This is a genomic window from Siphonobacter curvatus (assembly GCF_002943425.1).
Classification (GTDB): Bacteria; Bacteroidota; Bacteroidia; order Cytophagales; family Spirosomataceae; genus Siphonobacter; species Siphonobacter curvatus.
The window spans coordinates 439,658-459,513 of sequence record NZ_PTRA01000001.1; the positions used below are offsets into that span (position 1 = coordinate 439,658).

Sequence of the window (19,856 nt, forward strand, 5' to 3'; positions counted from 1 at the left end):
GGAATGAAACAGGATTCGGTAGAAGCTCAGATCTACCTGGCTAATCAGCGGGGGCTAACGGAATTGGACTGGTTGCGAAGCTGGCAGGTATTCAACTTCGGATGGTATCAGGTGGAAGGTCGGCAGCCGTTTGGTAACTTACAGGTACTCAACGACGATACGCTACAAGCCGGAACCCGTCTGCGTATGCAGGCTGAGGAAAATACCCGCGTACTCATTCTACCACTGGTAGGGGGCATTGAATACACCGACGAGATGGGTGGTCATGCGTTTGTTGCCGCCGGACAAACCTTGGAGGTGGCCACTCCCAATTCGCTTTCGTATGAAATTGCTAATCCGTATGAGGAGGAGCTGATCAATTTCCTGCAAATCTGGATTCATCAGAAAACGGATGCGTATCGCCTCACCAGCCAGTCGTTCGAGTTGAGCCCGGGTAATCAGCTGGTACCCATTAGTCAGGATCAACTCTATTACATCGGGCAGTACGATGGGCGGGCGGAAGGTCAGTATACGCTCACCGATCCAGCCAAAGGTGTATTCATTTTTTGCATTGAAGGGGCTTTTGAAATGCAAAACCGACTGCTGGAAAGTCGGGATGGATTAGCATTGAAACATGCGGATTCAATCGAATTTGAAGCCCTTTCTTCCGGAGCTATTGTGCTGATTGTCGAAGTTTAGAAGGTCATGCTAATAAAAGGTCGCTGGTAACCAATAGGCCAGCGACCTTTTTAGGTCAGATTCGAATGAACAATTTCTTCTGGTACATCCAGTACAAAATCAGCCAGTAACCCAGCAGTACGATCAGGCCACGGAGTAGGGGAGCGTAGGGTTCTCCTAAAAACTGATACACATGGGGGCCAAAATGCGTACGAAAGGAATCCGCAATGAAATGCTCAAACAGGTGAGCAATGCAGTAGGCCGCAATGGAATTTACGCCAATGACCAGTAAGGGGAAGCTCCAGCGTTGCCAGCTTTTTACGTCAATTAAATAATAAAATAACGCCAGTAACAGAAAGCACCAACCCCCACTGAAAAGCACCCAGGAGGGTGTCCAGATGCGTTTGACGGAGGGGCAAAGGCCGGTTACAGATAACAGACTTCCGAGTATTAACCCGGCAACACCCATCATCAGAAAGCGTTTGAGTAAGCCCGCCGACTGAGCCCGGATCCAGCGACCCGCCTGTAGTCCGAGTACCATCGTGCCCAGCGTCGGAATAAAGCTCAGAGTGGCGTATCCACCCCCGTTGTAGAGAAAAGGTTTTTCCCGAGGGAACAGGTTAAGAAACCAGGTATCGAAGGCCCAGGCCAGATTGGTATTTTTATTGAAATGAGCGGCAATGCCGGTAAAATGATAAGGCCAGTCAGCGGGTACGCCGACACGTTCGGGATCAATGGCTGGAACGGGGTAGAGCACAAACGCCAGCCAGTACCCTACTAAAATCACTCCCAAAGCAATCCATCCCGTACGTAACGAGCGTTGAGCAATCAGGAACAGGAAGGGGTATCCCAAACCGATTTGAGTTAGCGTATCTTCGAAGGTAAAGTTGGTTTGTGAACGGCCAATGGATCGCAGGAAAATGCCCAGCAAGATTAAAATCAGCGAACGACGCAGCGTATGAGCAAACTGCAGTCCAAAAGGTTCGCTCTTACTGATGCGACTGGCCAGTGAGTAAGGCAGAGCCACGCCTACCAGAAACGAAAACGAAGGCTGAATAAGATCATGGAGCGAGCAGCCCAGCCATTCCGCGTGACTTTGGTGATACGCCAGGAACTGCCAAACAGTACTTTCAGGGAAGTTTTCGGCGACTTGGCTCAGTTGTAATACTTCGGCCATCATCAAAAACATCACAAAGCCGCGGTAGGCATCCATCGACAGGAGTCGACCTTTGGGAAAAGTAGTAGTAACTGACACGATACAATAGGTTTATGAAGAGGGAATGGTTTGCTGAGCTAAGATAGAAGAAAAGGGTGGGGGGATACTACGTTCCTACTAAATCGTTGGCGGTAAGCAGCTCAGCAAAAAAAGGCAAGGCTCACCACTCGGTGAGCCTTGCCTTTAATAAAACCAGTAATCAGAATTAATCCCTGGCCCGGTTATCCGGAGCGGGTGCTTCCAGACGTTTCACCGGATTCTTTTTGAGTTGATCCAGTACGGTTTCAATGGCTTTCTCCAGTTGGGGATCTTTGCCATTTTGCGTATCCTTTGGCGTCATTTCGACTTCAATATCCGGAGCTACGCCGATGTTTTCTACTTCCCATTTACCATCGGGTGAGTAGATGCCAAAGCTGGGCGAAGTAACCGAACCACCATCAATCAGCGAAGGATAACCCGAAATACCGACGAGCCCACCCCAGGTACGCTTTCCAATAATGGTACCCAGATTCCGGCGACGGAAGAAATTCGGTAAAGCATCACCACCCGAACCCGCGTATTCATTAACGATCATCACCTTAGGTCCGTAAATGGAAGCCGCGGGTGACGTAAAGGATTTGCCTTCTCGACCGTTCCAGTAGCTCAGTAGCGGCCGGTTCAGCATATCGATGATGTAATCCGCTACGAAACCACCGCCGTTGAAACGTTCGTCAATAATGACTGCGTCTTTATCCAACTGACTGTAATAGTAGCGGTTGAAGAACGTGTATCCATCGGAACCCGTGTTCGGTAGGTATACGTAGGCTACTTTGCCGCCCGTTGCCGCGTCTACTTTGCGGCGGTTGCCTTCCACCCAATCCATCTGACGAAGGCCTGTTTCGTTGGCAATTGGTACGACCGTTACCGTACGAGCACCGGATTCACTGGGTTTGCTGTTGACTTTCAGTACCACCTGCTTACCCACCAGATTTTCGAAGAAACTATAAACGTTATCCGTAGCCCGCAGCGGACGGCCATTGACGGCAATCAAGTATTCACCCGCCTTGACCGTAACGCCCGGCTGAGTCAGCGGAGCTTTCAGATTTGGATTCCAGTTTTCACCGTTGTACACTTTCTTGAAGCGGTAGTAACCATTGTCCGTTTCGTAATCGGCTCCCAGTAAGCCAATCTGAATGGGTTTTACTTCCGGAAAATCACCCCCGGATACGTAATTGTGTCCAACAACCATTTCACCCATCATCTCGCCAATCAGATAGTTAAGATCGGAACGATGAGCGACGTGCGGCAGAAATTTCGCGTACTTCTCTTTCACACCTTTCCAGTCGGCTCCGTGCATGTTGGGTACGTAGAAGTAATCCCGCTCAATCCGCCAGAATTCGTCGATCATCTGCTTCCACTCGTGGCGGGGATCAATCAGTGCCTGTAAGCCGCTGGCGTCTACTTTGCCATCACCCGGATTCACTTTTCCACCCACGTCTACAATACCAACATTCGAGCCGCCCGAAAAATACAGGAGTTTTTTGCCATCAGCACTGAGCGTGTACCCCGCCACGCCCGGCAGGAAGGGTTCAGACTTACGTTCCTTCAGATCAAACCGATTCAGGGATGGAGCCGTTACCGCGTCGCCGTAATTAACGTAGAACAGTTTACCCCCATCGGCTACGGCCAGATTACCGAGAGCAGCCGTCGGAATAGGGAGTGCCAGAATGCGTTGGCCAATGCCCTCCAAATCCACGACGACTTTCGGCGTCGGCTCATCTTTCTTGGGCTCGTCTTTCTTCGCGGCGTCGGACTTTTTATCTTTTTTACTGTCGTCTTTTTTATCGGACTTTTTCTCGTCTGCTTTCTTCTCATCGTTACCTTTTTCCGAGTCAGAAACCTTCTCTTCGTCCGATTCCGGAGCGAAAGGGGAAGGATCTTTCGCATTCAATACCACCACATACATACTACTCGTCACCCGCCGATCATAAGCACTCATGTCCAACCCGCTTACGGTTGTACCCGTATTGGTGCTGGCCGTGAAGAATACGTACTTGCCATCCCGGCTGAATACTGCATTACCGGCATCACTCTTACCATCGGTAATGGCCGTTGCTTTGCCCGTTGCGATTTCGTGCAGGAAAACAGTATTGAGGTAATTGACCTGCTTTTCGGAGTACACAATCCATTTGCCATCGGGCGAGAAATGTCCCTCCAGATTGGTACTGGGTCCGTAGGTGTCCGTCGCTACTTTAACGGGTTTCTTCGCCGACAGATCCATGTACCACAAGTTCAGCTTCTTGTCCTGATACAGGATTTTCTTGCCATCGGGCGAAAACTCCGTCAGGCGATAGAAGGAAGGCTCGCCCAGCGAAATAACTTCCGGCTCTTTTTCGCCTTTCTGATCCACCAAATGCAACTGGTATTCGCCGGAAGCGTCGGATACGTAAGCAATTTTATCTCCTTTGGGTGACCAGATCGGGTCGCGGTCGTGGGTACCATCGCTGTGCGTCAGGTTACGCCAATCCCCTTTTTTTGCCGGAACGGTATAGATGTCGCCGCGAGCTTCAATCGCCACGCGTACACCGCTGGGCGAAAGGCTGGCATTCCGAATCATGTTGGAAACATTTTTCCAGGTGGGTCGCAAAGCCAGAATTTCGGGAGATATACTGATGGGTACCGGGGTAGCTTTACCCGAAGAAGGCTCCAGGGTATGCAGACGTCCGGCGTACTCAAAGACGAGTTCCGATCCGTTACCCGTCAGCGTTTTGACGTCATAATCCGTGTACTGCGTGATTTGCTTGACCTGCTTAGTCGAACGATCAAATTCAAACACGTTCATGATTCGATTCCGATCCGAAAGAAAATAGACTTTCGAACCAATCCACACGGGCTGAACGTCCGAGGCATTCACGTGCGGAATCAGTTCCGAATCCATCGTTTTCGTATTCACCAGACGAATGGGCGTCGTCATCCCGCCCCGGTAGCGTTTCCAGGTGTTGAAGGCATCCGTAATGGTTGTATACGCAATCGTCTGACCGTCGGGGGAATAACTGGCCCAGTTTCCGCTCATGATAATGGGTAATTCCTGCGGTAATTCTCCATTGAGCGATACGGTAAAGAGCTTCGGATAGCGGGGCGTGGTTGAATTGGCCGTTGACGTGAACAACAGGTGTTTACCATCGGGCGACCAGCTACGGACTACATCCGCACTGGGGTGCCAGGTTACGCGTTTGGGTTCACCGCCATTGATCGAAATGGTATAGATGTCGGCGTTGCCGTCGTACGTACCGGTGAAGGCAATGGTTTGTCCATCAGGAGAGAACAAAGGGCCACTTTCTGTACCGGGAGCTACGGTAAGCCGGCGGGGTTGCGAACCATCCCGATTGGCAATCCAGAGATCACCTCCGTACGTAAAGGCAATGTGCGTTTTGGATAATGTGGGCTGACGAACCAGTAAGGTTTCGTTGGAATTCTGGGCTTTTAATTCCGGGCTTTGAGCCAGAAGTAAAGCTCCCAGAGCCGTCAGGAGTAAATGACGCATGGAGGAGGAAATTGGTGTCGTATGAAATGTATGATGCAAATTAGTAGCTTACGGTTGTATTTGGTGTGATTGGTTGATAGTTGTTAGTGAATCACGGATGGATGGTAAGACGTAGGGTAATGTGGAGGGGTTTGATTGAAGAAGAACGAAGACAAGTACAAGGTTTTAAACCTGTACCCGTGGATTTACCATAAGCCGCCACGATTTTTTTAGCAATCAAATGACGCGGGATTGAATACAAATCCTGAAGATGATTAGGCTGGCAAAGCGGAACACGCGAAATCAACATAACCCTTAAACTCAAAACCCTTTCATGGTTGAGTATAATTCCAAAGACTGGTTTAAAGCCGTCTTTCGCATTCACAAAGCAGAAACCATTCACCGGTTGGCTCCACTTCTGCTTGGCATGACGGTCTATACAACAATCGTTGCCGTGCTGGTGCTCGAATTCTGGCATCCCGGCCCGGATTCGGACCTGAGAAGTATTGCTACGGCTCATTCACTGCTGGGTTTTGTCATGTCGCTCTTATTGGTTTTTCGTACCAATTCGGCGTATGATCGCTGGTGGGAGGGGCGGAAGCTCTGGGGGAGTCTGGTGAATAATTCCCGAAATCTGGCCATTAAACTGGCCCATATCATCCCCAATGATCAGGAAGATGATCGGGCTTTTTTCCGACACATGATTCCGAACTACGCCTTCTCGCTGAAAAACCACTTACGCGGCGTCTTTGTAGCGGAAGACCTCAAAGTCGCTCCTGGTTTTAACCCCGCCGATCTGAATCCGCAACAGCACGTACCCAACCAGATGGCGATGCGGATTTTTAGTAAGATGGATGAGCTGTACCAGAAAGGCGTCATCCGACCCGAACATTTGCTGGTACTCAATCCCGAATTTCAGTCGTTTACTGATATTCTGGGCGGTTGTGAACGGATCAAAAAGACGCCGATTCCTTTTTCGTATAGTTTGTTTCTCAAGAAATTCATTTCCATTTACTGTCTGTCCCTGCCCTTTGGCTACGTACTTACGCTCCACTACTCCGTGATCCCGATGGTACTTTTTATTTTCTACGTACTGTCCAGTTTAGAGGAAATTGCGGAGGAAATCGAAGACCCCTTTGGCAAGGATTACAATGATTTACCAACCGATGATATTTCAACGGGTATACGTAAGGCAATTGGCGATTTATTATGAAGAAAGTAGGAGGATATGTGAGCACTTATTTTCGCATTTTTTCAAGACAAGAAAGCTTTTTTTAGCGGTCTCGTAAATAATTAAGCTTCTCATTAAAAATCAGCCAGTTTGTAGTACGTTCTTGCGTTGAAAACACGTACCTTTGCCGCCGATTTTGCCCCGTGGCAATTACAGGATTATTCTAATCAAAAATTACGTATTCAAATGGCAGTGGCAGAACTGGAAGTGAGACTAGCCGACCGTATCAACGCGTTGGAAGAGTCATCGACGCTGGGCATGACGAAAAAAGCCCGCGAATTGGCCGCCCAAGGACACAAGGTCATCAGCCTTTCTGTGGGTGAACCCGATTTCAAAACCCCGCAACACATTTGCGAAGCCGCCAAGAAAGCCATCGACGATGGTTTCCACGGTTATTCGCCCGTTGCTGGCTATCCCGATTTGCGGAAAGCCATTGCCGATAAGCTGAAGCGTGATAATAATATTGACTGGAAACCCGAAAACATCGTGGTTTCAACCGGAGCCAAACACTCGCTGGCCAACGTGCTGCAAGTACTGGTAAACCCCGGTGATGAAGTCGTCATTTTCGCTCCGTACTGGGTAAGCTACTCCGAAATGGTAAAGCTTGCCGAAGGTACATCCGTGGTAATTGACGGAGCTTTTGAAAATAACTTCAAGGTTACGGCCGAGCAGTTCGAAGCCGCCATTACGCCTAAAACCAAGGTCGTCATGTTTGCATCGCCTAACAACCCGACGGGTTCCGTATACTCGGAAGCCGAATTGCGGGCGATTGGCGAGGTTGTGGCTCGTCACCCAAACGTATTTGTCGTGGCTGATGAAATTTACGAATACATCAACTTCACGGCGGAAGGCCATTTCAGTATCGGCTCGATTCCTGAAATTAAGGATCGCGTCATTACCGTAAATGGAGTAGCCAAAGGCCACGCCATGACGGGCTGGCGGATCGGATTCATCGGAGCCGCCAAATGGATTGCCGACGGCGTAGAAAAACTACAGGGTCAGGTGACTTCGGGTACGAATTCCATCGCCCAGAAAGCGGCGGTAGCGGCCTTTAACGGTCCTCTGGATGACGCCAAGAAAATGAAGGAAGCCTATCAGCGTCGTCGTGAACTGGTGGTTGGTAAGCTGAAAGAAATTCCCGGATTCAAAGTCAATGTACCCGACGGAGCATTCTATGCCTTCCCCGACATCAGTGCGTATTTCGGAAAATCAGACGGTACTACGACGATTAATAACTCAGACGATTTCTGCAACTGGCTGCTCGATCAGGCTCACGTAGCCACGGTGGCGGGTTCCGGTTTCGGTGCTCCGAACTGCATGCGGATTTCAACGGCGGCGGCCGATGAGCAACTCGCCGAAGCTTGTGATCGTATCAAAGCAGCCGTAGCCCGACTGAACTAAGATTTTTGGATTTTATTGCCTGTTTGCGTACAGCCTGCAAGGGAAACCTTGCAGGCTTTCTTACGCCCCCTCGGCAAGGAATGCGTACACTCAACCTCTTCTCTTTGCAAGAACTTTCCTGATCTCTCAAATGTCCTCCCCCCGCTATTCCAAGTTTTTTGACTGTAACACTTTCTTGATTGACGAAAAAGTAGGTCTTTTCAAATTCTCAAACGCGTATCAGGTATTTAGTGATACGGGTGAAGCGATGGGCCTGATTCAGCAGCGGGTCTCTACGTTTCATAAGATTTTACGCGTACTCGGCGACATAAAAAAGATGATGCCGTTTACGCTCGAAATTTTGGACAACCAGGGCGTTGTACAGACCACCATTCATCGGGGCTGGACCTTTTTTATGTCAAGCATTACGATTACCGATGCTCTGGGAGTTAAGCTGGGTTCAATTCAGCAGAAATTTAAACTCTTCAAACCTCGATTCATCATTACGGATGAATACGGGCAGGTAGTTGCGGAAATTAATGGTGACTGGAAAGCCTGGGATTTCACGATTACGGATCCCAAGGGGCAAGTGATCGGGACGATCTCTAAAAAATGGAACGGAGCCATGCGGGAACTATTTACCTCCGCCGACAAATACGTAGTGTCCATCAACGAATCTGTGGTGGAAGATCGGAGGAAAATGGCGATTGTTTCAACCGCTATTACCATTGATATGGTGCTAAAAGAGCGGTAATTAAGTAGCTACTGGAAGCGAAGGGCTGAACGAAGGTAAAACCGATTTGACTTGTAAATCCAGAGGCATACCCTTAGTTTCAGCCCGGGTTCTAAACCCATAACCTTTCCGCTACCATGAAAAACTTCCATTACTTGCTACTCGCCCTAGTATTCTTTGCCTGTAAAAAAGATAAAGACCCAGAAATCGAAAAACCTGAGCAACCGAAAAAGATTTACTTTACCGGCATCACCAGAACCAATGCTAGTGGCATCATTATCAGTACGGATTCAACCGACTGGAAATTCAACGATACCTGGGTAGAACAGGAGGAAAAGCTGTTTTCAACCACTAACGAAACCTTATGCACAACTCCGCATACGCACAACATATTCGCGTACCCCAATCCCAGCGATGGTATTTTTAGCCTGTATGTAAAGAAAGATTCCGCAACTCGCATACAGATTCGACTGGTCGATCAGGATTTCAAAGTAATTCTTTCCCGCGACACGGTTTTCACCGGCGTTTCACTGATCAATGTAAAAGCTACGGCTCCTAAGGATACCATTCGGATGTACTACAAGTTCATCGACGGTACCTGTGTTCGAAAGGGCCACGGCGATCTGCTCATTCAGTAACTACTCGCGGGCGGTGGCAATCATAACGCCGCCAATGGCCATGAGTACAGCTCCGGCAATTACGACCCAATTGATTTTTTCTTTCAGAAAAACGATACCGAAAATTAGAGCCAGTACGAAGGAAAGGTTCGTAATGGGCGAAACCTTTCCTGCATCACCGAGCTTGAGAGCCCGAAAGCTGAACAGCGATGAAAGACAGGTAATGATGCCAGCTAAAATCAGAAAGACCCAGGTACGACGTTCAATGCGGGTAACCTGACTAAGGCTACCTTGCCAGGCGACTACGCTCCAGGCTACAATAATGATGAGTACGGACTGAATAGCGAAGGCCAGATTTGAATCGACGTCCTTGACTCCAATCTTTGAGAAAATAACCACAATAGCGGCCGAGAGTGCCGCCAGCAAGGCGAATACGATCCACATACAAGTCAGAGGATAAGTGCAGACCTGCTATCCAAAAAGGAGCGTTCCAGCCTGACCTATTATCTATTGAATCAGAAGGGATTACTGCTGGAGGTGTCCGGCGATTCCAGGACAATCCGGGTACGGGCCAGCGTCTCGGGGTAGTTGTTCTGAATGAACGTAATCAGGTGTTCGCGTACGTAACAACGTAAATCAAAAGCATCGCCGGAGTTACGGCAGCTCATCAGACAGCGAATCTGCATACTGCGTTCGGTAAAGTCTGTTACCTGCAATACGTCTACCTTGCCATCCCAGAGCGAATTGCTGCGTAATAAGCGACTGAGTTCTTGGCGAACGGGTTCGATGGGAAGGGTGAAATCCGTATAGATAAACACGACGCCCAGAATTTCAGCGGTAGTACGGGTCCAGTTCTGAAAAGGCTTTTCAATGAAATACGTAATGGGCAGAATCAGGCGGCGTTTATCCCAGATGTTGACGACGACGTACGTCAAGGTAATTTCTTCTACTTTTCCCCATTCGCCTTCCACAATGACTACATCGTCGATTCGGATGGGTTGGGTGAACGCAATCTGAAAACCAGCTAACAGATTACCCAGAGACTTTTGGGCGGCAAAACCAATGATGATACCGCCAATCCCCACGCCCGTCAACAAACCAGCTCCGATCTTCCGCATGCTTTCAAAGTTGAGCAGTACGGCTGCCGAGCATAAGATGATAATGAGCGAAATGACGAATTTCCGGATGAACTGAATCTGCGTACGCAGCTTCCGTTCACGGAGGTTATCAATTTTATTGGAATCGAAGAAATGGTATAGATAGTCTTCCAGTACCCGAACAAGCTTGATCAGAATAACGGCGAAGGCAATGGTAATGCAAATTTCAAGGATTCGGTTGATCGTTACGCGGGAAGCTCGTTCCAGGTGCATGAGTGGAAAGAGCGTATTGAATACGAGTAACGGAATCAGAAAAATCAGAATGGACTTGAAATGCCGGATCGATGAGCGGAAAATGGAGTAGGGCAGTTCACGGGCCGTGAGCTTCCGGATGACGGGTACGACCAAGTATTTCAGGATGACGCCAATCAGGATCGAAAAGACAATGACGCACAGATTCCAGAGATAATCCGGCATGTATTGTGATAAGTTCTGCAGGAAGGCATTCATGGGAAAACAAGTAAAGTACTAGCCAACGTAACACAATTCAGGCGTGGAGTGTTTTTTAGAAACCCTCCACTTACTTCAAGTGCGGAGCCCGGCGGGGAATGGTGAAAATTTCCGTTTGTCGGCCGTCGATGTACCGAAACCCCCCAGCATCATAGTAGCCGTCTTCTTCGAGCATAATCCGAACCGTTTTATTCCACTCTTCCAGGCGTACGGCTACGTTCAGTTCAATGGAATACCCCGTCTGCTCAAAAAGCGGGTAGTCGCCCGTACCTTTTACGTTTTTCTGGTTGTCCCACATCCCAATGGCGGGACCGGCTGCATGGCCATGAAACCCAATCGGGTGCGAGTAAATACTACCCATGATTCCCTCGCTTTCAGCCTGTTTGAGGGCTTCTTCGAGCATTCCATTACCGGTTTTCCCGGCTTTAAAACGTTGCGTTAAAATATCCTGCAGCCGATTGCCCTGACGAAAAGCCTTTTTCAGAAACTCCGGGACTTCGGTTTCCCCCGGCTTTAGTACGTAGGCGTGTTGCTGCTGATCCGTATTGAGACGTAGGTAGGTAATCCCAAAATCAACGTGCAACAGATCGCCCGGCAAGATGACCTGGGTACCGGGACGTTTGGAAAACGTTCGCAGGTGATCGAAGCGTTGATCATCGGCTCGCTGAATATCTACGGTGGGATGAAACCAGGTGTCCAGCCCCAGATCCGTTACGCGTTGCCGCAGGTACCAGACCACATCGTCGGTGGTCGTCACGCCCGGCTGAATTACTTTTTCCGAAAACGCTTCTGCAATCAGCTCGTGCGAAAGCCGACAAATCATCGGGTACAGCACCATTTCCTTTTCGGTACGGGTTTCGAGCCAGCTGATGGCCAGCCGGTCGGCCGACTGAATACGGTCATGAAATGCTTTGGGTAACTTTTTCATGAACTCGCCCTGTTCGGTGTACGTCAGACCGTCAGCATGGCCGAAGTACTGCGAAAAGTTAAGTCCGATTTTCTTCGGATTTTTTTGCTGAATCACCTTCACCAACGCATCCCACTGGTCGGGATTGGCACTCAGATCCCATTCCCCTTTCAGCAGCGTACCTACGTCATAGCGGGCAATGGCTAATTTTTCCAGTGGTTTGTTCGCTCCCGGATCATAGAAAACCATAATGGTACGGCGGCGGGCCGAAAGCCAGGTACTCGGTAGCATGGTTCGCATGACCGGGTCTTCGTTGTATTCCCGCGAGATTAATACCCAGAGATCAATACCTTCCCGACGCATCAAACGCGGTAACAGGTTTTCCAGACGATCTTCCAGTACATCATCAATCGTAGCCGCACGAGCCCGTTCGTTGAGAATGACCGTTTGTGAATGAACAGAACATAGGGTGAATACTAGAAAAAGGCTGAGCAGATAGCGTTTCGGCATGGTTTGATGGGAAAGGTGAACTACTACGGCAATCCTAGTTGCCGCTTACGCTTAAAAGACGAAGAATGGAATCTATACGTTATTTTACTCTGGAATGGTTACGCACTCAACATGAATCAAATAATTCTAGCCATCCGTTTCGGCGTTCAATTTAGACGTGTATTTGGTATCTTTCATGAATACATACACCAGTAAGGAAGTAAAAATGGCTCCGGTAACATACCAGTAGAAGTACGATTCGTGTCCCAGGTTTTTGAAGAGCAAGGCTATGTATTCAGCCGTTCCGCCGAAAAGGGCAACCGCCAATGCGTAAGGCAGGCCCACCCCCAGAGCCCGGATTTCCGCGGGAAACAGCTCCGCTTTAACGACTGCGTTGATGCTCGTATAGCCACTCACAATGAGCAAAGCTACTAATAAGAGTATAAAGGCTTGCCATTGCCCCGATGCGTGACTCAGAGCCGTAAGCAGGGGTACCGTGCCGAGCGTACCCAGTATACCAAAACCCAGCAGAAGTGGACGACGACCTATGTAATCAGACAACAGGCCAAAGAGTGGTTGAAGCAATGCAAAAATCAATAAAGAGAGAAAAGAAATGAGCGTCGATTCACTTTTGCTCAAGTGTACCGTATTCACCAGAAACTTTTGCATGTACGTGGTGTAGGTGTAAAAAGCCAGCGTACCCCTGACGTGAGTCCAACGACGGTCAGGACGGCCTTCGGATGTCGGAGCAATTCTCCTACGCTCCCCTTTTTTCGTTGTTGGGAAGCCTCTTCAAAGGCTCGGGTTTCATCCAGATGTTGCCGTAGGTACAGAGCAATCACTGAAAGCAGGGCTCCAATCACAAAAGGAATACGCCAGCCCCAGGCGTGAATTTGTTCTTCCGTAAGCAAAAGCTTTTGTAAGATCAACTGAATACCCAATGCCATCAACTGACCACCAATGAGCGTCACGTACTGGAAACTCGAATAAAAGCCCCGTCGATGGGCCGTAGCCATTTCGCTCAAATAGGTGGCTGATACCCCATATTCGCCGCCCACGCTAAGCCCCTGCAGCAAGCGGGCCAGTACCAGCAGGGCCGGAGCCAGCAGTCCGATCTGCCGGTAGGTGGGAGTGACGGCAATGAGGAGTGAACCCAAGGACATCAATAAGACCGAGAGCGTCATGGAACGTTTACGCCCCAGACGATCAGCCAGGGTACCAAAGAGCCAGCCCCCAATGGGCCGCATCAGAAAGCCAATGGCAAAAATCCCTGCCGTATTCAGTAGTTGGGCGGTAGGATCACCCAAAGGAAAAAAGGCCGATGAAAAGTACAGGGCAAAAGCTGAGTAAGTATACCAGTCGTACCATTCCACTAGATTACCAACGGAACCGCCAAAGATGGCCTTAAGCCTACGTTTAGAAATGGAAGTCAAGAGAGCGAAGCGGTTAGTAAACGAGTCGACTGGCTGTAAAATACGCGGATTCAGGCAGATATAAAAATGAAAATGGGACAAACTCGGTGCTGAAAGTACGGTATTTTTATAAAGAACCAACAGACGCAGCCGTCTGCAAAATTGCATAGGTACTATTAAAAAGAAAAGCACGAAATGAAGCAGTCATTTCCTAAGCAATTTTCTGTAACGTATAGACTTATAAATTCAAAGAGTCTATAAAAAACTGCTAATTATTTAAGTTATTTGTGTTACTCACTATCATTGATTTTAACGCTATCGTCAATTTATTATGGTAAATGTTGCTTTATTAGTTCGCCTGGAAGCAAAACCCGGAAAAGAGCAGGAAGTCGCTGATTTTATTCAGGCGGCTTTACATTTAGCGGAGGAAGAAACGGAAACGATCAGTTGGTACGCTATTCAAATCAGTCCATCAACCTTCGGGATTTTTGATACGTTCCCGCACGAAAAAGGTCGTCAGGCTCACTTATCGGGTGAAATCGCCGAGGCCCTGATCGCTAACGCGGCTGAACTACTGGCGAGTCCACCGGTTATTGAGCAGGTGAACGTACTGGCTGCTAAAATGCCGCACGCCTAATGGCTCTTTTTGTATCGTTACTTAGAGGAATTAATGTAAGCGGACAGAAGAAGATTCCCATGAAGGAATTGAAAGCCCTGTACGAAGAATTACCGCTGAGCCGAGTGCAAACGTACATCCAAAGCGGAAATGTCATCTTCGAAACAAATCAAACCAATCGCGAGATTCTGGTCGAAGAGATTCAGCAGAAGATTTTGGAGAAGTATGGCTTTCAAGTATCGGTACTCGTACGTACGCTGGATGAACTACAGGAGGTGATTGCTAAAAAGCCTTTTCCCAATCCAGAAGAGTCGCAGTCCTGGTACGTAACCTTCCTGGCTAAGCAACCTGATCCAGCTCGGATTGAAGCATTACAGAAGCTTGATCTACAGCCGGAATGGTTCCAGCTTTTAGCTCAGGAAGTTTATCTGAGCTGTCCCAAAGGCTACGGAAATACGAAGCTATCGAATACGTTTTTTGAAACGAAACTGAAAGTAACCGCGACCACCCGCAACTGGCGGACGATAAACGAACTCGTTCGGCTCATGCAGGAATAAATCACCTCTTCTATCGGGATTCAGCGGAGGATAGTATCTTTGAGTAAAGGATTGGTTCATCGAATCAATCCTTTTTTTTTCAGCCAAGCCCCTTTGTTGCCATGAACCGTATCGATCGTGTAACGGCCATTCTAATTCAATTGCAATCCCGCCGCATTGTAAAAGCCCAGGACATTGCCGAACGTTTTGGGATCAGCCTCCGGACCGTTTACCGCGACATCAGTACCTTGTGCGAAGCGGGAGTACCTATCCTAGGCGAAGCGGGTGTGGGCTATTCCATCATGGATGGATACCGTCTGCCGCCGGTCATATTTACTAAAGAGGAAGCCATGGCCTTCCTGACCGCTGAAAAGCTGGTCGAAAAACTGACGGATCAATCCATTCGCGAAAGTTACCGATCGGCTATGTACAAGGTGCGGGCGGTACTAAAGAGTACCGAAAAATCACTGCTCGAACACATGGAGCAGCACATTGAAATCCGCCACACCTCTCCTTCCTTTCTACAAGAGACAGATAATGCCTTTTTAAATCCCATTCTGAAGAGCATTACCGATCAACGTTGTTTGCAAGTGCAGTACCAGGCTTTTGGTACGGAAGTACCGACGCAACGCATCATCGAACCCATTGGTATCTTCTTCGCCTACGAGCATTGGCATGTCATCGCATTCTGTCGCTTGCGGAATGATTACCGCGATTTCCGCGTCGATCGCCTCGTTTCCGTACAGCCCACTGCATTACCTTTCAGTACCGAGCATCCAGTACTAAAAGACTACCTCAATAAAATTACCGCCCAGCAAAAGTTGCATACCATTGTGATTGAAGTTGATCGGGAAGTACTGAAATACATTGACCGACAAAAATTCGTGTACGGCTTCGTTGAACAAATGGACCGGGGGGAATGGATTGAAATGACCTTCGTTTCGGCCTGGCCCGATATGTTCGTCCGCTGGTTTTTATTGTTTGCCGAAAAAGCCCGGATTGTTAGCCCAGTTTCTTTGCAGGAAGAACTTCGAAACCGTGTGTTCCAGCTATATCAGCAGCTGTATCCGGTGTCGATTGATTCATAAAGAAATCTAGTGCAAGTTAGACAATTGGGGAAAAATATCTACGTAAATCGGTGTTCGACTGAATGAAGAATTGCTGATTATCAATGAGTAATGTCCGAATTTGAGCTAGCATAACTATTTCATACCCTATCATGAACATTGTTATGAGAGCCATGAAACGACTGTCGCGAATTAGCCTATCCTTGATCTTATGTACGCTGATACTGAATTTAGTTTCCTGTAAGAAAAAATACGAACAGGCTTCAGAGCGTACTGACGAAGCTCTGAATCAAGAGTTAAGCGATCAAGAAGTACACGATCATATTCTGCAATACGCCCGCCAGAACGGGATTAAAACCGATGCCTTTGACTCGCCCGAGAGCTCCACGTTCAGTTTACTGGCAGAGATCGGGTTTGGTCATAAACCTAAGTACATTAAATACATCGAACAGGTACAGCCCATTGATTCCGCCGCCGTTCGGACGGCAGGTTGGAGTATTGTTCAGGGAGTAGCCGTAGAAGACGCTTTAAAGTCATTGGAACCAAGTTATCCAGCGTACCAACAGTTGAAAAAAGAGTATACGCGATTAATGACGGAGGATAATAAGCTCGACAGTGCCCAGTTGGTGGCAGAATCCATGAATGCGTATCGCTGGGTACATCGTCAAGCTAAAGATGCTACCCGATTAGTACTAGTAAATATCCGTGGAGCGTATTTAGTTGGTATGGATTCGTCGGGTAAAGAAGCCTTGCAGATGCGGGTCGTAGCGGGTAAGAAAGATAAAGCTACGCCACCTATGGATACCTACGCCACACAAGTTATTACGCACCCGTACTGGAATGTGCCCCGAAGTATTGCCGTTAAAGAGATGTTGCCTAAGATCCAGAACAATGTAGCGTTTTTGGAAAACAACAACATTGAAGTCATCGACAAAAAAGGAAATACCGTAGATCCAGAGTCGGTTGATTGGCAAGCCTTGTCCGTAGATCGATTTCCCTATCGGCTTCGTCAGGATACCGGTGCGGATAATTCGCTGGGATTACTGAAGGTAGAACTGAAAAATCCGCTGGCCATTTACCTGCACGATACCAATGCCCGCTACCTGTTTGCCAAAGAGCAACGCTGGCGGAGTCATGGTTGCGTTCGGGTGCAACGACCAACGGATTTAGCCAATTTTATGGCTGGAAAACAATTATTAGAAAGCGATTCGCTGGATGAAACTGGATCAGAAGCGTTGCCTCCAACGTACTATTCTTTATCACCTAAAGTACCCGTCTTCTTACTGTACCTGGGAGCGGATATTAATGATAAAGGTCAGCTAGTGTATTACAATGACGTGTACGGATGGGATAAATCAGAAGCAATTTCCGCTCGATGATCCGTTTGACCAATGCCTGCCAGCAGGTGAGATTGTTTTAGGTAACTCTCATTATTTGAGTACAAAAACAAGCCTGCTCCGCCTTTCAATAAGTTGATCAAAATTTTATGATCAGCGTACGAAACGGCTGGGCAACCCTGGCTACGGCCCAACCGGCCCGTTTGCTTAATAAAAGACTCGCTTACGTAATCAGCTCCGTGCATCACAATAGCCCGGCTGTAAACGTGATCGTTGATACCTTTTTCCAGGCCTTCCAGTTTAAGCGAAAGGCCATGTTTGCCCTGATACGTGCCCAAAGTCCGGTAAAAACCCAGACTAGATTGGTGTGAGGAATCGTTGTTAGAAAACCGCTGAGCGAATTCCTGACCCGAATTCATACCATGAGCCACGTAGGTATTATAAATGAGTTCCTTTTTTAGCAAATCGATTACGTATAACCGTTTGTTACGGGAAGACTGGCTAAAATCAGCAATGGCGATCACGGGCTGTTCGAGTTTCATTTGCTGAAAACCGTACCAGGCGTAATGGAATGCTTCAGAGGATAAACCCAAAGAATCTAATTTTAGCGATTCATACAGACTAACCCATTCCTGTTCAGGAGCAATCGTCTTGGTAGCTACAATGGGAGCTTTTTTCTCAGTAGTAAAGGAAGAAAATGGGTTGATAAATCCAAAGGATAACGCAAGTACTAGGGCCGTCACGGCCACTAACGTTAGGGACTTGTTCATTGAGTGTTCGTTTGGTTGGTGAAACTACTTTTGCATCAATGGCGAAGGTGGATAATCATTTATAGCATTATTAAAAAACGGTCAAAACGTCTCTTTAGTTCCATAGAATACATCTCTTCCTTAAAACCGCAGTGTCAAAAATAAGTACTTTCCTGTAAAGGCTTGTCATTGGTACTTCAAAAGATTGCCCAGAAAATTGGCATACTTAGTTGGATACAAGTGTAAAGCAGAGGTTTAATAAGCCCTCTATTACACTTGTAGTCAAACCATGCATGGATTGTTTTGATCAGGGATATGACTAAATCTAAACCAATGAATTAGAGCCTATATCTACGGAAAAGCGTTGCTGAAAGAATAACTGAGCACTCAAAAACTTGTAAATAGTGGTTCTTTCTTTGAAAAATAGGCAGTGATTAACTGTTGTTTACGCTGGATAGGTTCATCGAAAAGAGCCAGTTTAGCATACAGAATAGCTTCAACGAACGATTCTTCAATAAATCGCTTAGCTGCTTGATAGATAGTAAGAGCTCGAAATCCACAGCTTAACCCACAAATTCTTTTCCGAAAAGTCACCCGAATGTTTTAGTTGCGGTCAGGGTTTCGTTTTTTTGCGAGTAATCAATGCCTCTAACTACAAGACATGCTACGTCGAACGTTCGTTAAGAATTTATCTGCCGCCGCCGGAGTGGCGGCTTTAGGCGGTTTATCGCGGGTAACTGCTGCTCCCCCCAAAAATACGTTTAAGCTCAGGTACGCTCCGCACTTAGGGATGTTTGATAACCTAGGGGGCAAAGACCTATACAAACAGATTGAGTTTATGGCCGACCAGGGCTTCAGGGCTTTGGAGGACAACGGTATGACGGGCCGCCCGGCCGAAGAGCAAACCAAAATGGGGGATTTGCTCAATAAGCTAGGTATGGAAATGGGCGTGTTTGTCCTGCACAAAGGGGGCAATGGAGCCAACACCCTGGCTGCGGGCAAGAAAGAACACCTGGATATTTTCCTAAAGGGTTGTCAGAATGCCATTGAAGTAGCCAAGCGTTGCCGTACGAAATACACGACAGTAGTACCGGGCGATTTTCAGCGTAATCTTCCTATGGGTATCCAGACGGGTAACGTGATCGATGCCTTACGTCGGGGCGCCGAAATGCTCGAACCGCACGGATTGATTATGGTACTGGAGCCCTTGAGCGATACACCCGATCTGTATCTGAGAACTTCCGACCAGACGTACGAAATCTGCCGGGCTGTCAATAGTCCTTCCTGCAAAATTTTGTTTGACATTTACCACATGCAGAAAAACGAAGGGCATATTATTCCGCACATCGACTGGGCCTGGAATGAAATCGGATACTTCCAGATGGGCGACAACCCCGGCCGCAACGAACCCGGCTCCGGTGAAATCAATTACCAGAATATCTTCAAGCACATCTACAAAAAAATGAAAGCAACCAATCGGGATTTCATTTTCGGTATGGAACACGGCATTTCGGTAGGGGGAGCGGAAGGCGAGAAGAAGCTGATTGAAGCCTATAAATGGGCCGATAATTTTACGGTATAAAATTAAGTTTCAGTGAAGAAAAAGGTCGCTCATTCGGGCGACCTTTTTTGTTGAAATCGGCTTAGCTATTTCTGACTCTATGAACGAGAGAGTTGTCAAAATCCATAAATCTGTATAATAAAACCAGACAAAGTATATAAAATGTATATATTTTTTATTCAATAGATTTTTAAAAGCTTTATTTTGGCTTTAAAATTTGTCCAAAACATTTGTTTTTT

Annotated in this window: 18 protein-coding genes; 10 read left to right on the top strand and 8 right to left on the bottom strand. The window is 47.7% G+C overall.

All coding sequences use genetic code 11. From position 1 onward, the window contains the following. Window positions 1-3 precede the first annotated feature (3 nt). Window positions 4-678: a pirin family protein gene (locus C5O19_RS01805; RefSeq protein ID WP_104709652.1), complete on the top strand. Its 675-nt coding sequence runs from the start codon at window positions 4-6 to the stop codon at window positions 676-678. A gap of 55 nt (window positions 679-733) precedes the next feature. Here C5O19_RS01805 and C5O19_RS01810 read toward each other — a convergent pair whose 3' ends face one another. Then, window positions 734-1,912, bottom strand: coding sequence for an acyltransferase family protein (locus C5O19_RS01810; protein WP_394341758.1), 1,179 nt, complete (start codon window positions 1,910-1,912; stop codon window positions 734-736). A 166-nt stretch (window positions 1,913-2,078) separates the two neighbouring features. Then, on the bottom strand, window positions 2,079-5,396 hold the full coding sequence (locus C5O19_RS01815) for a S41 family peptidase (protein ID WP_104709654.1): 3,318 nt from the start codon (window positions 5,394-5,396) through the stop codon (window positions 2,079-2,081). Between the two features lie 313 nt (window positions 5,397-5,709). On the opposite strand from C5O19_RS01815, the gene C5O19_RS01820 reads away from it, so the two are divergent. The 4 genes from C5O19_RS01820 to C5O19_RS01835 all read left to right on the top strand — a co-directional run bounded on the left by C5O19_RS01820 (window position 5,710) and on the right by C5O19_RS01835 (window position 9,357). Then, window positions 5,710-6,588, top strand: a complete 879-nt coding sequence (locus C5O19_RS01820; RefSeq protein ID WP_104709655.1) for a bestrophin family protein — start codon at window positions 5,710-5,712, stop codon at window positions 6,586-6,588. 204 nt (window positions 6,589-6,792) lie between these two features. Then, on the top strand, window positions 6,793-8,007 hold the full coding sequence (locus tag C5O19_RS01825) for a pyridoxal phosphate-dependent aminotransferase (RefSeq protein ID WP_104713792.1): 1,215 nt from the start codon (window positions 6,793-6,795) through the stop codon (window positions 8,005-8,007). 130 nt (window positions 8,008-8,137) lie between these two features. Then, window positions 8,138-8,740 carry an LURP-one-related family protein gene (locus C5O19_RS01830; protein WP_104709656.1) on the top strand — a complete coding sequence of 201 codons (603 nt, stop codon included), beginning with the start codon at window positions 8,138-8,140 and terminating at the stop codon, window positions 8,738-8,740. 116 nt (window positions 8,741-8,856) lie between these two features. Beyond that, the gene (locus C5O19_RS01835) at window positions 8,857-9,357 is read left to right on the top strand and encodes a hypothetical protein (protein ID WP_104709657.1); all 501 of its coding nucleotides are present in this window, start codon (window positions 8,857-8,859) and stop codon (window positions 9,355-9,357) included. Here C5O19_RS01835 and C5O19_RS01840 read toward each other — a convergent pair whose 3' ends face one another. From C5O19_RS01840 to C5O19_RS26215, 5 genes are all read right to left on the bottom strand, one after another. After that, a complete protein-coding gene (locus C5O19_RS01840; protein ID WP_104709658.1) occupies window positions 9,358-9,780 on the bottom strand; it encodes an EamA family transporter in 423 nt (140 codons plus the stop codon). A gap of 71 nt (window positions 9,781-9,851) precedes the next feature. Further along, window positions 9,852-10,943: a mechanosensitive ion channel family protein gene (locus C5O19_RS01845; protein WP_104709659.1), complete on the bottom strand. Its 1,092-nt coding sequence runs from the start codon at window positions 10,941-10,943 to the stop codon at window positions 9,852-9,854. Between the two features lie 70 nt (window positions 10,944-11,013). After that, window positions 11,014-12,360 carry a M24 family metallopeptidase gene (locus C5O19_RS01850; RefSeq protein ID WP_104709660.1) on the bottom strand — a complete coding sequence of 449 codons (1,347 nt, stop codon included), beginning with the start codon at window positions 12,358-12,360 and terminating at the stop codon, window positions 11,014-11,016. A gap of 126 nt (window positions 12,361-12,486) precedes the next feature. Beyond that, window positions 12,487-13,008: an MFS transporter gene (locus tag C5O19_RS26210; protein ID WP_243406303.1), complete on the bottom strand. Its 522-nt coding sequence runs from the start codon at window positions 13,006-13,008 to the stop codon at window positions 12,487-12,489. Further along, window positions 12,990-13,772, bottom strand: coding sequence for an MFS transporter (locus C5O19_RS26215; protein ID WP_243406304.1), 783 nt, complete (start codon window positions 13,770-13,772; stop codon window positions 12,990-12,992). The genes C5O19_RS26210 and C5O19_RS26215 overlap by 19 nt, the downstream gene beginning before the upstream one ends. 310 nt (window positions 13,773-14,082) lie before the next feature. Between C5O19_RS26215 and C5O19_RS01860 the strand changes: the two genes are divergently transcribed. From C5O19_RS01860 to C5O19_RS01875, 4 genes are all read left to right on the top strand, one after another. Beyond that, the gene (locus C5O19_RS01860; RefSeq protein WP_104709661.1) at window positions 14,083-14,388 is read left to right on the top strand and encodes a putative quinol monooxygenase; all 306 of its coding nucleotides are present in this window, start codon (window positions 14,083-14,085) and stop codon (window positions 14,386-14,388) included. Next, window positions 14,388-14,924, top strand: coding sequence for a DUF1697 domain-containing protein (locus C5O19_RS01865; RefSeq protein ID WP_104709662.1), 537 nt, complete (start codon window positions 14,388-14,390; stop codon window positions 14,922-14,924). The genes C5O19_RS01860 and C5O19_RS01865 overlap by 1 nt, the downstream gene beginning before the upstream one ends. Window positions 14,925-15,025: 101 nt before the next feature. Further along, window positions 15,026-15,991: a helix-turn-helix transcriptional regulator gene (locus C5O19_RS01870; RefSeq protein ID WP_104709663.1), complete on the top strand. Its 966-nt coding sequence runs from the start codon at window positions 15,026-15,028 to the stop codon at window positions 15,989-15,991. A gap of 152 nt (window positions 15,992-16,143) precedes the next feature. Continuing rightward, a complete protein-coding gene (locus C5O19_RS01875) occupies window positions 16,144-17,349 on the top strand; it encodes a L,D-transpeptidase family protein (RefSeq protein WP_104709664.1) in 1,206 nt (401 codons plus the stop codon). Here C5O19_RS01875 and C5O19_RS01880 read toward each other — a convergent pair. Continuing rightward, window positions 17,298-18,077 (bottom strand): murein L,D-transpeptidase catalytic domain family protein, encoded by a 780-nt coding sequence (locus C5O19_RS01880; RefSeq protein ID WP_104709665.1) that lies wholly within the window; start codon window positions 18,075-18,077, stop codon window positions 17,298-17,300. The two genes, C5O19_RS01875 and C5O19_RS01880, sit on opposite strands and share 52 nt — an antisense overlap. A 640-nt stretch (window positions 18,078-18,717) precedes the next feature. Between C5O19_RS01880 and C5O19_RS01885 the strand changes: the two genes are divergently transcribed. After that, window positions 18,718-19,638: a hydroxypyruvate isomerase family protein gene (locus C5O19_RS01885; RefSeq protein ID WP_104709666.1), complete on the top strand. Its 921-nt coding sequence runs from the start codon at window positions 18,718-18,720 to the stop codon at window positions 19,636-19,638. The last annotated feature ends 218 nt before the right edge of the window (window positions 19,639-19,856 follow it).

Bases quoted from the DNA above. Each gene is read 5' to 3' on its own strand.
- C5O19_RS01880 (WP_104709665.1), bottom strand. From the start codon at position 18,077: ATGAACAAGTCCCTAACGTTAGTGGCCGTGACGGCCCTAGTACTTGCG.
- C5O19_RS01850 (WP_104709660.1), bottom strand. From the start codon at position 12,360: ATGCCGAAACGCTATCTGCTCAGCCTTTTTCTAGTATTCACCCTATGT.
- C5O19_RS01870 (WP_104709663.1), top strand. From the start codon at position 15,026: ATGAACCGTATCGATCGTGTAACGGCCATTCTAATTCAATTGCAATCC.
- C5O19_RS01815 (WP_104709654.1), bottom strand. From the start codon at position 5,396: ATGCGTCATTTACTCCTGACGGCTCTGGGAGCTTTACTTCTGGCTCAA.
- C5O19_RS01875 (WP_104709664.1), top strand. From the start codon at position 16,144: ATGAAACGACTGTCGCGAATTAGCCTATCCTTGATCTTATGTACGCTG.
- C5O19_RS01825 (WP_104713792.1), top strand. From the start codon at position 6,793: ATGGCAGTGGCAGAACTGGAAGTGAGACTAGCCGACCGTATCAACGCG.
- C5O19_RS26210 (WP_243406303.1), bottom strand. From the start codon at position 13,008: ATGCAAAAGTTTCTGGTGAATACGGTACACTTGAGCAAAAGTGAATCG.
- C5O19_RS01885 (WP_104709666.1), top strand. From the start codon at position 18,718: ATGCTACGTCGAACGTTCGTTAAGAATTTATCTGCCGCCGCCGGAGTG.
- C5O19_RS01820 (WP_104709655.1), top strand. From the start codon at position 5,710: ATGGTTGAGTATAATTCCAAAGACTGGTTTAAAGCCGTCTTTCGCATT.
- C5O19_RS01860 (WP_104709661.1), top strand. From the start codon at position 14,083: ATGGTAAATGTTGCTTTATTAGTTCGCCTGGAAGCAAAACCCGGAAAA.
- C5O19_RS01840 (WP_104709658.1), bottom strand. From the start codon at position 9,780: ATGTGGATCGTATTCGCCTTGCTGGCGGCACTCTCGGCCGCTATTGTG.
- C5O19_RS01865 (WP_104709662.1), top strand. From the start codon at position 14,388: ATGGCTCTTTTTGTATCGTTACTTAGAGGAATTAATGTAAGCGGACAG.
- C5O19_RS01830 (WP_104709656.1), top strand. From the start codon at position 8,138: ATGTCCTCCCCCCGCTATTCCAAGTTTTTTGACTGTAACACTTTCTTG.
- C5O19_RS01845 (WP_104709659.1), bottom strand. From the start codon at position 10,943: ATGAATGCCTTCCTGCAGAACTTATCACAATACATGCCGGATTATCTC.
- C5O19_RS01805 (WP_104709652.1), top strand. From the start codon at position 4: ATGAAACAGGATTCGGTAGAAGCTCAGATCTACCTGGCTAATCAGCGG.
- C5O19_RS01835 (WP_104709657.1), top strand. From the start codon at position 8,857: ATGAAAAACTTCCATTACTTGCTACTCGCCCTAGTATTCTTTGCCTGT.